Source organism: uncultured Roseovarius sp. (genome assembly GCF_963972555.1).
GTDB lineage: Bacteria > Pseudomonadota > Alphaproteobacteria > Rhodobacterales > Rhodobacteraceae > Roseovarius > Roseovarius mucosus.
The window spans coordinates 79,916-92,840 of record NZ_CAXAUM010000011.1 but is presented as its reverse complement, the minus strand read 5'-3'; the positions used below and the strand labels follow the sequence as shown (position 1 = coordinate 92,840).

The 12,925-nt window shown below is 60.9% G+C and carries 13 protein-coding genes; 11 read left to right on the top strand and 2 right to left on the bottom strand.

What is annotated here, in order from left to right; all coding sequences use genetic code 11:
- Window positions 1–80: 80 nt before the first annotated feature.
- Complete coding sequence (locus AACZ65_RS12180; RefSeq protein WP_297541361.1) at window positions 81–1,301, bottom strand: multidrug effflux MFS transporter; 1,221 nt, start codon at window positions 1,299–1,301, stop codon at window positions 81–83.
- Window positions 1,302–1,470: 169 nt separating this feature from the next.
- Here AACZ65_RS12180 and AACZ65_RS12175 point away from each other — a divergent pair, with 169 nt between their 5' ends.
- From AACZ65_RS12175 to AACZ65_RS12135, 9 genes are all read left to right on the top strand, one after another.
- Window positions 1,471–3,003: an acyl-CoA carboxylase subunit beta gene (locus AACZ65_RS12175; protein ID WP_037272882.1), complete on the top strand. Its 1,533-nt coding sequence runs from the start codon at window positions 1,471–1,473 to the stop codon at window positions 3,001–3,003.
- Window positions 3,004–3,075: 72 nt separating this feature from the next.
- A complete protein-coding gene (locus AACZ65_RS12170) occupies window positions 3,076–3,417 on the top strand; it encodes a hypothetical protein (protein WP_339671219.1) in 342 nt (113 codons plus the stop codon).
- Window positions 3,414–3,824 carry a DUF6497 family protein gene (locus AACZ65_RS12165; RefSeq protein ID WP_339671217.1) on the top strand — a complete coding sequence of 137 codons (411 nt, stop codon included), beginning with the start codon at window positions 3,414–3,416 and terminating at the stop codon, window positions 3,822–3,824. Before AACZ65_RS12170 ends, AACZ65_RS12165 begins: the two co-directional genes overlap by 4 nt.
- Window positions 3,825–4,047: 223 nt before the next feature.
- Window positions 4,048–4,185: a hypothetical protein gene (locus AACZ65_RS12160; RefSeq protein ID WP_170062562.1), complete on the top strand. Its 138-nt coding sequence runs from the start codon at window positions 4,048–4,050 to the stop codon at window positions 4,183–4,185.
- Window positions 4,186–4,278: 93 nt separating this feature from the next.
- On the top strand, window positions 4,279–4,623 hold the full coding sequence (locus tag AACZ65_RS12155; protein ID WP_297541368.1) for a hypothetical protein: 345 nt from the start codon (window positions 4,279–4,281) through the stop codon (window positions 4,621–4,623).
- Window positions 4,624–5,035: 412 nt separating this feature from the next.
- Complete coding sequence (locus AACZ65_RS12150; protein WP_075571733.1) at window positions 5,036–5,266, top strand: hypothetical protein; 231 nt, start codon at window positions 5,036–5,038, stop codon at window positions 5,264–5,266.
- Between the two features lie 160 nt (window positions 5,267–5,426).
- Entirely contained in the window at window positions 5,427–7,427 is a 2,001-nt protein-coding gene (locus AACZ65_RS12145; protein ID WP_339671212.1) for an acetyl/propionyl/methylcrotonyl-CoA carboxylase subunit alpha, read from the top strand.
- Window positions 7,428–7,431: 4 nt separating this feature from the next.
- Window positions 7,432–8,331: a restriction endonuclease gene (locus AACZ65_RS12140; protein ID WP_296627792.1), complete on the top strand. Its 900-nt coding sequence runs from the start codon at window positions 7,432–7,434 to the stop codon at window positions 8,329–8,331.
- Window positions 8,328–8,846, top strand: coding sequence for a hypothetical protein (locus tag AACZ65_RS12135; protein ID WP_339671206.1), 519 nt, complete (start codon window positions 8,328–8,330; stop codon window positions 8,844–8,846). The genes AACZ65_RS12140 and AACZ65_RS12135 overlap by 4 nt, the downstream gene beginning before the upstream one ends.
- Window positions 8,847–8,859: 13 nt before the next feature.
- Here AACZ65_RS12135 and AACZ65_RS12130 read toward each other — a convergent pair whose 3' ends face one another.
- Window positions 8,860–9,306 carry a DUF4174 domain-containing protein gene (locus tag AACZ65_RS12130; protein WP_037272893.1) on the bottom strand — a complete coding sequence of 149 codons (447 nt, stop codon included), beginning with the start codon at window positions 9,304–9,306 and terminating at the stop codon, window positions 8,860–8,862.
- Window positions 9,307–9,475: 169 nt separating this feature from the next.
- On the opposite strand from AACZ65_RS12130, the gene AACZ65_RS12125 reads away from it, so the two are divergent.
- Together AACZ65_RS12125 and scpA are read left to right on the top strand one after the other, a co-directional pair.
- Window positions 9,476–10,411, top strand: coding sequence for a hypothetical protein (locus AACZ65_RS12125; RefSeq protein ID WP_339671203.1), 936 nt, complete (start codon window positions 9,476–9,478; stop codon window positions 10,409–10,411).
- Window positions 10,383–12,512, top strand: a complete 2,130-nt coding sequence (scpA, locus tag AACZ65_RS12120) for a methylmalonyl-CoA mutase (RefSeq protein ID WP_339671201.1) — start codon at window positions 10,383–10,385, stop codon at window positions 12,510–12,512. The genes AACZ65_RS12125 and scpA overlap by 29 nt, the downstream gene beginning before the upstream one ends.
- Window positions 12,513–12,925 lie beyond the last annotated feature (413 nt).

Here is a 12,925-nt window from a genome sequence, read left to right as displayed (position 1 = left end):
TCATGTCGGTCCCATAGACTTGGGGGCAGGGTCGGGATCAGGCCAGAGGGGATAAAGAACTCGTGATCTGCAGTGACCGGCTATGTCGACAGCCCCAGTCTGCGTTCCCGGCGGATTACCGCGAGGATCGTCGCGATCGCGGCAAGTGCCGTCGAGAGCATCAGCCCAAGCAGGGCATAGGTCCCACTGCCGGGGGTCAGCAGCGTGCCTGCGAGCGCCGAGAGAGCCGCGCCGATGCCGATCATCAGCGCCCCCGACAGCCCGCTTGCCGTGCCTGCGAGGTCTGGGCGGATCGAGAGGGCCCCGGCAGTGGCGTTGGGGATCACCATGCCGTTGCCCAGGCCCATGAATGTCATCAGCCCAAAGAACGTCAACGGCGTACCCAAGCCCACAAGAAACAGCATGAGATTGAGCGCGATACCGCCTGCGTTGAACAGCGTGCCCCACAGCACCATGCGGTTGACGCCAATCCTCATGGAAAACCGCCCCGAGGCAAAATTGCCCAGAAAATACCCGATCGCCGGGGCACCGAACAACAGCCCCAGAGTGGACGGAGGCAGGCCGAACACGCGATCCCCAACAAAGGGCGCGCCGCCCAGATAGGCAAAGAACGCCCCCGAGCTCAGCCCCGCCGCCAGTGCATAGCCCCAGAAGCGGCGCGACGTCAGAAGGGCAGGATAATCCCGGAACTGTTGCATCAGGGTTCGCCCCGAGAGCGGCGCGGTCTCGCCCAGGTCTCGCCAGCAGACCACAAAGAGCGCGGCCCCAAGCACGAAGAGCGCCCAGAAATTTGCCTGCCAGCCAAAGGCCTCATCCAACTGCCCGCCAAAGGCCGGGCCGATCATTGGCACAACGGCCATACCCATGGTTACATAGCCGATCATCGAGGCCGCGCGGTCTTGGGGCACCATATCCCGCACGATGGCGCGCGACAGGACCATGGCGACCACCACGCTTGCCTGAACCATGCGAAAGGTCAGAAAAACCGTAACATTGGGGGCAAAGATGCAGCCCAAGGTCGCCACAAGAAAGAGGCCGAGCCCCCAGAGAATGACCGGCCGGCGCCCCCACCGATCCGAGATTGGCCCCATCAGCAGTTGCAGCGCGGCATTGACCCCAAGATAGAGGGCAACCGACAATTGGATCAGCCGGTATTCGGTGTTGAAATGCGCGGTCATCCCCGGCAGGCTGGGGAGAAAGATGTTCATGGCAAGGGCCGACAGCCCCGCCAGAAGGATCAGCGTCGAAAGATGCGGCGGGGTGGTGCGGTCGAGATACTTGGGTGTCTGAGCGCGGGTCATGGCGCATGGCTAGGAGCGGCCCGCGGGGAAGTCCACCAGGCAACTCGTGAATTCGCAATTTTACAGATATTCAGAATATTATTTGCGATGATTTGCAAATTTGCCCAATTCTGCTTTGAGCCAATGCTCACAAACTCTATGCTGCGCGCAACATCGCAAGGGGAGTGCTATGAAAGACATCCTTCAGGAATTGGAGAACCGCCGCGCCGAAGCCCGCCTGGGCGGGGGGCAACGCCGTATCGATGCGCAGCATGCCAAAGGTAAACTGACGGCGCGCGAGCGGGTCGAATTGCTGCTCGACGAGGGCAGCTTTGAAGAGTTCGACATGTTCAAGGCGCACCGCTGCACCGATTTCGGGATGGAGAAAGAGCGCCCCTACGGCGATGGCGTGATCACCGGCTGGGGCACGATCAATGGTCGTATGGTCTATGTCTTCTCCCAGGATTTCACCGTTTTCGGTGGGTCCCTGTCGGAAACCCATGCCGAGAAAATCTGCAAGATCATGGATATGGCGATGCAGAACGGCGCGCCAGTCATCGGCATCAATGATTCGGGTGGAGCGCGGATTCAGGAGGGGGTCGCCAGCCTTGCAGGTTATGCTGAGGTTTTTCAACGCAACATCATGGCCAGCGGCGTGGTTCCCCAAATCAGCCTGATCATGGGTCCCTGCGCAGGCGGCGCTGTGTATAGCCCGGCCATGACCGATTTCATTTTCATGGTGCGTGACAGTTCCTACATGTTCGTGACCGGTCCCGATGTGGTCAAGACCGTGACCAACGAGGTGGTTACCGCAGAGGAATTGGGCGGGGCAAGCACCCATACCCGCAAGTCGAGCGTGGCTGACGGGGCGTTCGAAAATGATGTCGAGGCCCTGGCCGAAGTGCGGCGTCTGGTGGATTTCCTGCCGCTCAACAACCGCGAGAAGCCTCCCGTGCGTCCCTTCTTTGACGAGCCGGGACGTGTGGAGCAGAGCCTCGATACGCTGATACCCGACAATGCCAATACCCCTTATGATATGAAGGAACTAATCCTCAAGGTCGCGGATGAGGCAGATTTCTACGAAATTCAGGCGGAATTTGCCAAGAACATCATCACCGGCTTCATTCGTCTTGAAGGGCAGACTGTGGGGGTGGTGGCCAATCAACCGATGGTATTGGCGGGGTGCCTCGACATTGACAGCAGCCGCAAGGCGGCGCGGTTCGTACGGTTCTGCGATGCCTTCGAGATTCCGATCCTGACCTTTGTCGATGTTCCGGGCTTCCTCCCGGGCACGGGTCAGGAGTATGGCGGCGTGATCAAGCATGGCGCGAAACTTCTCTTTGCCTATGGCGAAGCCACGGTGCCGAAGGTGACGGTCATCACCCGCAAAGCCTATGGCGGGGCCTATGATGTGATGGCCTCCAAACATCTGCGGGGCGATTTCAACTATGCCTGGCCCACGGCAGAAATTGCGGTGATGGGGGCAAAGGGTGCCACCGAAATCATCCACCGCGCCGACTTGGGATCACCCGAAAAGATCGCGGCGCATACCAAGGATTACGAGGGACGCTTTGCCAATCCTTTCGTGGCCGCCGAGCGTGGATTTATCGACGAGGTGATTCAGCCGCGCAGCACGCGGATGCGCGTCAGCCGGGCGTTTGCGTCTTTGCGCAACAAGAAGCTCAGCAACCCATGGAAAAAGCACGATAACATTCCGCTCTGAGGGCGACGGACCGGGGGCTCTGCCCCCAGACCCCCGAGGTATTTGTGGCCAGATGAAGCACGGAGGAGCAACATGGGTCGCCGCCACTGGCATGTGATCGAAGAAGAGGATGGCGCGCTCACGATGACGCGCAACATGCCTGTGCGTTTCGATCTGGCGGTGGAAACGATTCTGTCGGGTGTCACGGGGCGGCGGCGATTGGCGCATCTGGTGCGCCAAGACATGTGGCGCGCGCTGCAATCGCTGCGCGGTTTTGCCCCGGCGGTGCGGGTGCGTCGAGATGCGCGGTCGATGCATGTTCGGGCCGGGGGGGCGGTGCTGGGCCGGTTCGATCGGACCGGGTATGAGGCACTCATTGCTCAGGTGCTGGAGGACGAGGCGAATCGCGCGCGCTGGATGGGCGGCGTGCGATGAGACGGGTGGGGCGGGCTGTGGCGCTGAGCGTCGCGCTGGCTTTCGCCCAAGGGGCGGCAGCGCAGGAGGAGGCGCTGCCGCTGCCCTCGGGCCTGACCGCGCGGGTGCAGGAGGTGCTGACAGACCGGCCGGGTCTGGGGCTTACCTATCGCTTTCGGTTCGTGGCCGAGGGATTCGCCGGAGTCGGTGATACGGATGCGCAGCTCGAGACGGTGCTGGCCGATCTGGTCTGGCTATGCGAGAGCTACGCCCTGCCACGATTGGCGAACACCGGTCCGATACCCGCTCGGGTTGTTATTTCGCTGGCGGATCGGCCGTCAGAGTTCGGGGTTTTCGACCCCGATGTCATTCAGGTCTTTGAGGCCTACAGGCCGCAGGAAGGCGCCTGCATCTGGGAGATGTTTTAATGAGAACACAAAATCTTGCGCCACGAAATCAACGCCTTGGAGGCACTGAGGCTTTGGGGACACAGGCGCACGGGATTGGTGATGACCGATGTTCAAATCCTGAAAATTCCGATAAGCTGCGTCAAGGTTGCACCCAAGCGACCTTTACCTCGCCCTTGAGACGGGCAGGGACATGGTGTCCTTGCGCGTCTCTTCATGAAGTTACGAGAGACAGGAGATATACATGTCGAAAAGCGTCAAGAGCATTCTCGCAATCGGTTTCATCGCCGTCGTCGCAGCATGCGCACAGCCTGCAGAAGAAGAGTTCGTTGTGGTCGAGCCGATCACGACCGAGCCCGTTCAGACCGGCAAGTACAAGTAAGCCCATTGGGCTAGGCGCGGGACGGACCCTCGGGGCCGTCCCGTCCACAAAACCGATCACCGCGCAGCGCCCCTGTATCCTGGGGGGCTCAACATGTTGAAACATCGCGGTTTTCCCGGCCGTTTGCCGGGTACGGATTTCCAATTCACAATCAGACGCGCGAACCCGAAGGGGGCCACCCCCTTGATTGCGCGCGAACGCTACCGAGATCGTAAACCCGCCGACAAGCGGGCAGACGCCGCCTTTGTGCGTGCGATCTGGGAGTGTTTCGGCGAAGAGCCGTTCGAGCGCGGCAATCTCGATGCCGGTCGTCTCAGCTGGCTTTTGGGCCGCGAAGTCAAGGCTGTCGACACGCCTTTTGATGCCACAAGTTACGAGGCGCTTTTGGTGCTGGACCTTGAGGTCGCGCGCGAGTCATTTCCCGAGGTGTTTTCGTGAGCCCTGCGCGTCCGCACCATCTCGGATTTCGCTTGCCTCACCGCAAGATGCGCGGCGTTCTGCCTATGGGAAACGAAAATAGGCAAGGCTCTGCTCATGCGGGTATTTGGCCGAAACTGCGCTTGGTTCGCCGCGCGGTTGCAGGCACAGTGGGGCAAGTGGCGGGAGTCCTTTCCCCAGAGGTTTTGACATTGCGTCGATCCCGCCGCCCTTCCCCCTGGGGGCGATCCTGTGCGGGCGTGCATGGATCGCCCTCTTTTTTTGTTGAGAATTCGATGTTTGCGCGTCTGGGTGCGCATGCGCGGGGGTTCGCCGATGATGTGAGGAGGCGATGCAATCGCTTTGACGCGGACCGCCAAGTGACGTTCTATGGCATGGATTTCTCATGCGATCTGACAAGAGGACGTTCCACATGCAAAGACTTCGAACACTTCAGCTACCGCGTGGCCTTGCTCCGGCCCTTGGTGTTTTGGCGCTTGGCGCTCTGGTCGCCTGCGGTGACACCGTTCCGGAGCAGGCGCTCATCGGTGGCGGTGCCGGTGCGCTTACGACAGCAGTGGTTGGCGGTAGCGTCGTCACCGGCGCAGCAGTCGGGGCTGCGGGAAACGTGGTATATTGCCAAGCCTATCCGAGCCGCTGCTGACAACCTGAGTCAAGGTCGGTCATTCGACCCTCTGCCTGTCGGCCAAGACCCTATCATTCAAGCCACCGGTGCACTTCGCGCCGGTGGCTTTCTTGTTGTGCCAGAAGAAAACCGGCGCGCCGCCTGAGGGCCGCGCCGATAAGAGAGGAAGGGACGGAAGATGTTCAAGAAGATATTGATTGCCAATCGCGGTGAAATTGCCTGTCGCGTGATCAAGACTGCGCGCAAGATGGGGATTGCAACAGTGGCGATCTATTCCGATGCGGATCGCAACGCGCTGCATGTGCGCATGGCGGACGAGGCGGTGCATATCGGACCAGCCGCCGCGTCCGAGAGCTATATCGTCATCGACAAGGTGATGGCCGCAATCAAGGCAACCGGTGCCGAGGCTGTGCATCCGGGCTACGGGTTCCTGAGCGAGAATCCCAAGTTCGCTCAGGCACTTGAGGCCGCAGGCGTGGCCTTTGTTGGCCCACCGGTAGGTGCCATCGAGGCGATGGGAGACAAGATCACCTCGAAGAAGATCGCGCAAGAGGCCGGCGTCAGCACCGTTCCCGGCTATATGGGCCTGATTGCCGATGCCGAAGAGGCGGTGACGATTTCGAACCAGATCGGCTATCCGGTGATGATCAAGGCTTCTGCGGGCGGTGGCGGCAAGGGAATGAGGATCGCGTGGAATGACGAGGAGGCGCGCGAGGGCTTTCAATCCTCCAAGAACGAGGCCGCAAGCAGTTTCGGAGACGACCGGATTTTCATCGAGAAATTCGTCACGCAACCACGCCATATCGAAATTCAGGTGCTCTGTGATACCCATGGCAACGGCATCTATCTGGGCGAGCGGGAATGCAGCATTCAGCGCCGCAATCAAAAGGTGATCGAGGAGGCCCCAAGCCCGTTTTTGGACGAGGCGACGCGCAAGGCGATGGGCGAGCAGGCCGTGGCGCTTGCTCAGGCGGTAGGCTATGCCAGTGCAGGCACCGTGGAATTCATCGTCGATGGAGAGCGGAATTTCTATTTTCTGGAAATGAACACGCGCCTGCAGGTTGAGCATCCGGTGACGGAATTGATCACCGGCGTGGACCTTGTGGAGCAGATGATCCGTGTGGCGAATGGCGAGGCGCTGAGCCTCTCCCAGGCGGATGTGAAGCTGACTGGTTGGGCGATGGAGAGCCGCCTTTATGCCGAGGATCCCTATCGCGGGTTCCTGCCGTCGATTGGCCGTCTGACCCGTTATCGCCCGCCAGAGGAATTGGCCATCGAAGGGGCTGTGGTGCGCAATGATACCGGCGTCTTTGAGGGCGGCGAGATCAGCATGTATTACGATCCGATGATCGCCAAGCTCTGCACCTGGGGGCATACCCGCGCCGAGGCGATCGAAGGTATGCGGGTGGCGCTCGACAGTTTCGAGGTCGAGGGTATCGGGCACAATCTGCCTTTTCTGAGTGCTGTGATGGATCATCCCCGTTTCGTCAGCGGCAATATCACCACCGCCTTCATCGCCGAGGAGTATCCCGAAGGGTTTACGGGCGTCACCCTGCCCGAAGAGGCGCTGCGCGCGATTGCGGCAAGCACGGCGGCGATGCACCGGGTGGCGGAAATCCGGCGCACGCGGGTGTCGGGGCGGATGGACAATCACGAGCGCCACGTCGGTGAGGACTGGATCGTGTCGGTGCAGGGCAAGAGCTTTGCCGTGGTGGTGGCTGCCGACCGTGAAGGCGCTACTGTGCGCTTCGAGGATGGGGACACGCTGCGCGTTGCAAGCGATTGGACACCTGGCGATCAACTAGCACGGCTTGACGTTAATGGTGAGCCTCTGGTGCTCAAGGTAGGCAAGATCAGCGGTGGGTTCCGCATTCGCACACGCGGGGCCGACCTCAAGGTGCATGTGCGCACGCCCCGTCAGGCGGAACTGGCCGCGTTAATGCCCGAGAAACTCCCACCTGATACATCCAAGCTGCTGCTCTGCCCGATGCCGGGCTTGATCGTGAAGGTCAATGTCGCGCCGGGCGACGAGGTGCAGGAGGGCCAGGCGCTCTGCACGGTGGAGGCAATGAAGATGGAAAACATCCTGCGTGCCGAGCGCAAGGGCGTGGTGGCCAAGGTCAATGCCGGGCCGGGCGACAGCCTTGCAGTGGACGATGTGATCATGGAGTTCGAGTGACCGGATGATACCTGATTATCAATCCTTGATGAAGCCGGTGCTTGAGTTGGCGGCGTCCGGAGAGATGAAAATCTCGGACGCGGTCACTCAATTGGAGCGAGCATTCCGTCTCACTGAGGATGAGAGATCAGAGTTGTTGCCAAGCGGTAAGCAGACGAAGTTTGCCAACCGAGTACATTGGGCACGCAGTTATCTAAAGCAAGCCGGTCTTCTTCGAAATACGCGACGTGGACATTTCGAAATTACTGAAGAAGGACGCCGAGTACTGAACGCGAAGCCCGAGCGGATCGATGCAAAGTTTCTCTCACGTTACGATGCATTCTTGGAGTTTAAGGCGCGATCAGGCTCTACAGGTGATGAACCACTAGAAATAGTGCCTTCAAGTGCGACAACGCCGGACGAAGCGATGCGCGTGTCTTATGAGCAAATCGCAAATGCGTTGGCGGCGGATATCCTGTCGCGCCTGCGCGAGGCTGAACCCGCATTCTTCGAGGGGGTGATTGTCGATCTGCTCTTGAAAATGGGCTATGGCTACGGAACGGCAGCGGGTAACGTCCTCGGCCAATCTGGTGATGATGGGGTGGATGGAGTGATCAACCTCGATCCCTTGGGCGTTGATCAGGTCTATGTGCAAGCCAAGCGCTATCAGGCTGGGAGTCCTATCGGATCAGCGGCGATCCGGGATTTTTACGGGGCGCTGGGCCTGAAGGACGTAACTAAGGGTATATTCGTCACTACCTCGTCTTTCAGTCCGAATGCCCGAGCGACAGCGGAGAAGTTAGGCGCGCGGATCGTGCTCATTGATGGGCCTCAACTTGCGCGCCTGATGGTGGCACATGAAGTCGGTTGTCGTGTGACAGAGATCTTCAAAGTTTCAGTGGTTGAGGAGAGCTATTTCGAATGAGCCATATTGGCCCTCATGTGCGCGCGTGCGGACTGTTCCTCGCGGTGATCGCTCTCGTGTCCGCCTGCGCGCGCGATGCGGAGGCGGCACAGCGGGCGCGGCTAGGGGCTTGGTTCGCACTCGGCGAAACGGTAGAGTTTGCGGCGACGATGCAATGTGCCGTGGGCCTCTATCGTGTAACGGATGGGCGGATCAAGGCGGCGATGCCCGTGGTCGGGTCAGCGTCAGAGATGGCGCGCACCCTCGCCGCGCGTGGTCAGGCGGCTTGGATCGCTCAGGGGCTGGCCCCTGATGGGGCCATGGTGGCAATGGCCAACTTCGACCGGCCTATCGGGATGGCTATGCGACGCGCAGGCCTTGAGGCGCGCGCCTGCATGGGCCCTTTGAGCGAGAGTGCGTTTCATCACATGCTGGGACAGCCGGGCGCAGTGCTGGCATGGGAGGCGGAGACAGGCGCGCTTGTGCTGATGGACCCCGCCGCCGGGCTTTTGATCGTGGCGATGGGGGCCGGGTGATGGCGCGCGAGGATCAGCTATCGCCGGGGCGCTCGCGCAATTCCTGTTGGCGCATCGGCAGCTTGTCGATGGTGCGGATGATCTCGCGCACATGCCAAGGCGCGGGCTTGCGCAGGTATATCACCCCGTCCTTGCCGATCAGCACAAGGCCAAATCCGCGGGGGCGCAGCGTCTTGCGCAGATCAGAGCGGGCGTCAGGATCAGTATCGGTGATCACCACCACATCGAGCGCGGTCAGCACATCGAGGCGCTCGGTGATATACCCCATCTGTTCAATGTATCGCGGATCGGCAGGCGTATCGGCAAAGATCACCAGAGGGCGTTTGAGCCAGAGAAAATCTTTCAAATTGGCTGTATCGGCCGTGAGGATCGAGGCGGATGCCGGTACCGTATCGCTGTCCTGTGCGGTCACGGGCATCGCGATAAATACAGCCAGAACAAGGGATAAGATCGTTTTCATTGGGTCTCCTGCTGGCCCAGATATAGGCCGGATGAAGACGATTGCGAAGGGTGAATGGCACGCGCACGGAAATTTTCCTGAGTTAAGCGCATGGTCAGGAATGGCAGGCAGGATCGGGGCCAAGCGTTTGTGGCCGCAAGGGGCGGCCAGTCGAAAGGTCAGACCTCACATGGACATCACTCTGCATCTGGGGGCACATCGCACCGCCTCAACTTCGTTTCAGCACTATTTGCGCGCCAATGCGGGCGCTTTGGCGGCGCAGGGCCTGCGTTATTGGGGGCCGGAGGTGACGCGCAACGGGGTGTTGAGCGGGGTCATTCCGGCATCGGGCATCGCCACCTCTGCGCAACAGTTGGACCGCGCGCGTGGACGTATCAGCCTCCGGCTTGAAGAGGCGCGGACGCAGGGCATGACGCAGGTGCTGATCAGTGATGAGAACATGATTGGCGCAACCCGACGCAATCTGCGACGTGCGCGGCTCTATCCCGGCGTCGGCGAGCGGTTGGCGCGGTTTGCGTATGCCTTCGACGGGCGGATCACCCGGGTGGTTCTGTCGATCCGAGGGCAAGATAGCTGGTGGGCATCGTCGCTGGCTTATGGCGTGGCTCGGGGTCACGGCGTGCCGGGGGTTGATGACCTCGATCGGCTGGTGACGGTCAACCGGCATTGGCGCGAGGTGATCGGTGATCTGGCCTGTGCGCTGCCCGGTGTCGATCTTGTGGTCCTGCCGCATGAGGTGCATGCCGGACGTCCCGAGGCGCGGCTGCGCGCGATGACGGGGCTGACCGAGGTGCCGCGCAAGGCTGCGCGCCTCTGGCTGAACCGATGCCCCGATCTGGCGGCCTTGCGCCGTGCCGTGACGGCGCGCGGGGGCGACACGACGGAATTGCCCGAAGGCGAAGGGCGGTGGCAACCCTTTGACTGGGCGCAGCGATTGGCCCTGCAAGAGGCCTATGCCGACGATCTGTTCTGGCTCTCTGCCGGGGCAGATGGGTTGGCGAGACTATCAGAGGAAACCGGACCGGATGAGGCAGGGAGACATCTGCCCGCTGGTCAGACTGAAAGAGGACATCGGAATGGCGACCAAGAAAGACGATTGGCGTAAGCTCGCGGCCAAGGAATTGCGGGGGCGTGCCCCCGAGGATCTGACGTGGAACACGCTCGAGGGGATCGCGGTGCAACCGCTCTATACCCAAGAGGATGTGGCCGATCTTCCGCATCTGGAGAGCATCCCTGGACAGGCGCCCTTTACTCGTGGCGTCAAGGCCACGATGTATGCGGGCCGCCCTTGGACCATCCGGCAATATGCCGGTTTTTCCACGGCGGAGGAATCGAACGCCTTTTACCGTCGCAATCTCGCGGCCGGACAGCAGGGGGTCTCGGTGGCCTTCGACCTGGCCACGCACCGCGGCTATGACAGCGATCACCCGCGCGTCGAGGGCGATGTGGGCAAGGCGGGGGTGGCCATCGACAGCGTCGAGGATATGAAAATCCTCTTCGATGGTATCCCGCTCGACAAGGTTTCGGTCAGCATGACGATGAACGGCGCGGTCATTCCTGTGCTGGCCTCCTTCATCGTCGCGGGCGAGGAGCAGGGCCACGACAAGGCGTTGCTGTCCGGCACCATCCAGAACGACATTCTCAAGGAGTTCATGGTCCGCAACACCTATATCTATCCGCCCGCGCCCTCGATGCGGATCGTGTCGGACATCATCGGCTATACCGCCCAGCATATGCCCAAATTCAACTCGATCTCGATCTCGGGCTATCACATGCAGGAGGCGGGTGCGAACCTTGTGCAGGAGTTGGCCTATACGCTGGCTGACGGACGCGAGTATGTGCGCGCGGCGATTGCGGCGGGAATGGATGTGGACAGTTTCGCACCGCGCCTCTCGTTCTTCTTCGCCATCGGCATGAACTTCTTCATGGAGGCCGCCAAGCTGCGCGCTGCACGCCTGCTCTGGCATCGGATCATGACGGAATTCGGTGCGAAGGACGAGAAATCCAAGATGCTGCGCACCCATTGCCAGACATCCGGCGTGAGCCTCCAGGAACAAGATCCCTACAACAACGTCGTGCGCACCGCCTACGAGGCGATGAGTGCGGTTCTGGGCGGCACGCAATCGCTGCACACGAACGCGCTCGATGAGGCGATTGCCCTGCCCACGGATTTCAGCGCCCGCATCGCCAGGAACACGCAGCTTATCCTGCAAGAGGAAACGGGCGTGACCAAGGTGGTCGATCCGCTGGCGGGGTCTTATTATGTCGAGAGCCTGACACATGATTTGGCTGAGAAAGCCTGGGCGCTGATCGAAGAGGTCGAGGCCATGGGTGGCATGACCAAGGCTGTTGAGTCGGGCATGCCCAAGCTGCGGATCGAAGAGACGGCGGCGACCCGACAGGCGATGATCGACCGGGGGGACGAGGTGATCGTCGGGGTCAACAAGTATCGCAAGGACAAGGAAGACCCGATCGACATTCTCGATATCGACAATGACAAGGTGCGCGAGGCGCAAATTGCGCGTCTGGAGCGCATCCGCGCGCAGCGCGACGAGACGGCCTGCCAGGCCGCACTGAACGAGATGACGCGCCGCGCGCGCGAGGGGGGCAATCTGCTCGACGCGGCGGTCGAGGCCGCGCGTGCGCGCGCCACGGTGGGAGAAATCAGCATGGCACTGGAAAAAGAGTTCGGGCGCCACCGCGCCGAGGTCAAGACTTTGGCCGGGGTCTATGGGGCCGCCTATGAGGGGGATGCCGGTTTTGCCGCCATCCAGAAATCGGTCGAGGAGTTCGCCGGGGCCGAGGGGCGGCGGCCGCGCATGCTCGTCGTCAAGATGGGGCAGGACGGGCATGACCGGGGTGCGAAGGTCATCGCAACCGCCTTTGCCGATATCGGGTTCGATGTGGATGTGGGCCCACTCTTTCAAACGCCGGAAGAGGCGGCACAGGATGCCATCGACAATGACGTGCATGTGGTGGGCATCAGCTCTCAGGCGGCGGGGCACAAGACGTTGGCCCCGAAACTGATCGCGGCGCTCAGGGCGCGGGATGCGGGCGATATCATCGTGATCTGCGGCGGGGTAATTCCGCAACAGGATTACGATTTCCTCAGAAAGGCGGGGGTCAAGGCGATTTTCGGCCCGGGCACCAACATTCCAGAAGCAGCCAAGGATATTCTGCGGCTGATCCGCGAGGCGCGCGGCTAACAGTCCGACGCAGCGACAGACAATCATTGGATCGACGTCCCCGTGCAGATGTGCGCGGGGATAATCCTTGAAATAGGCCCCATGAAAAAGGTTACGCCCGGACGCGAGAGCGACCGGGCGACAAACCTTTGCAAGCTCTGGAGGGAAGCTTAGCCCAAAACCGAGAGAAGTGCGGAAACGATCCAGTACCACATCGCGACACCGAGACCAAGCATGGGGACAATCCACCATCCACTGGGGAGATGGAGGGGGGTATTGGTGTCTTGTCCAAACTGATGCGTATGGTTCACGGTCATATGCGGTGCCAACTGTTTCATTTCCGTATCTCCTGGCAGCCTTGGAAGTACAATCACAATCCCATGATCTGACTGTAATGGAAAGCGCGCGAAGGTATCTGTCATAGGGCGAAAGAG

What these genes read in the sequence shown, in the direction of transcription:
- AACZ65_RS12130 (WP_037272893.1), bottom strand. Translation starts at nt 9,306, where the DNA reads ATGAAAACGATCTTATCCCTTGTTCTGGCTGTATTTATCGCGATGCCC.
- AACZ65_RS12140 (WP_296627792.1), top strand. Translation starts at nt 7,432, where the DNA reads ATGATACCTGATTATCAATCCTTGATGAAGCCGGTGCTTGAGTTGGCG.
- scpA (WP_339671201.1), top strand. Translation starts at nt 10,383, where the DNA reads ATGGCGACCAAGAAAGACGATTGGCGTAAGCTCGCGGCCAAGGAATTG.
- AACZ65_RS12170 (WP_339671219.1), top strand. Translation starts at nt 3,076, where the DNA reads ATGGGTCGCCGCCACTGGCATGTGATCGAAGAAGAGGATGGCGCGCTC.
- AACZ65_RS12155 (WP_297541368.1), top strand. Translation starts at nt 4,279, where the DNA reads ATGTTGAAACATCGCGGTTTTCCCGGCCGTTTGCCGGGTACGGATTTC.
- AACZ65_RS12125 (WP_339671203.1), top strand. Translation starts at nt 9,476, where the DNA reads ATGGACATCACTCTGCATCTGGGGGCACATCGCACCGCCTCAACTTCG.
- AACZ65_RS12175 (WP_037272882.1), top strand. Translation starts at nt 1,471, where the DNA reads ATGAAAGACATCCTTCAGGAATTGGAGAACCGCCGCGCCGAAGCCCGC.
- AACZ65_RS12150 (WP_075571733.1), top strand. Translation starts at nt 5,036, where the DNA reads ATGCAAAGACTTCGAACACTTCAGCTACCGCGTGGCCTTGCTCCGGCC.
- AACZ65_RS12180 (WP_297541361.1), bottom strand. Translation starts at nt 1,301, where the DNA reads ATGACCCGCGCTCAGACACCCAAGTATCTCGACCGCACCACCCCGCCG.
- AACZ65_RS12165 (WP_339671217.1), top strand. Translation starts at nt 3,414, where the DNA reads ATGAGACGGGTGGGGCGGGCTGTGGCGCTGAGCGTCGCGCTGGCTTTC.
- AACZ65_RS12145 (WP_339671212.1), top strand. Translation starts at nt 5,427, where the DNA reads ATGTTCAAGAAGATATTGATTGCCAATCGCGGTGAAATTGCCTGTCGC.
- AACZ65_RS12135 (WP_339671206.1), top strand. Translation starts at nt 8,328, where the DNA reads ATGAGCCATATTGGCCCTCATGTGCGCGCGTGCGGACTGTTCCTCGCG.
- AACZ65_RS12160 (WP_170062562.1), top strand. Translation starts at nt 4,048, where the DNA reads ATGTCGAAAAGCGTCAAGAGCATTCTCGCAATCGGTTTCATCGCCGTC.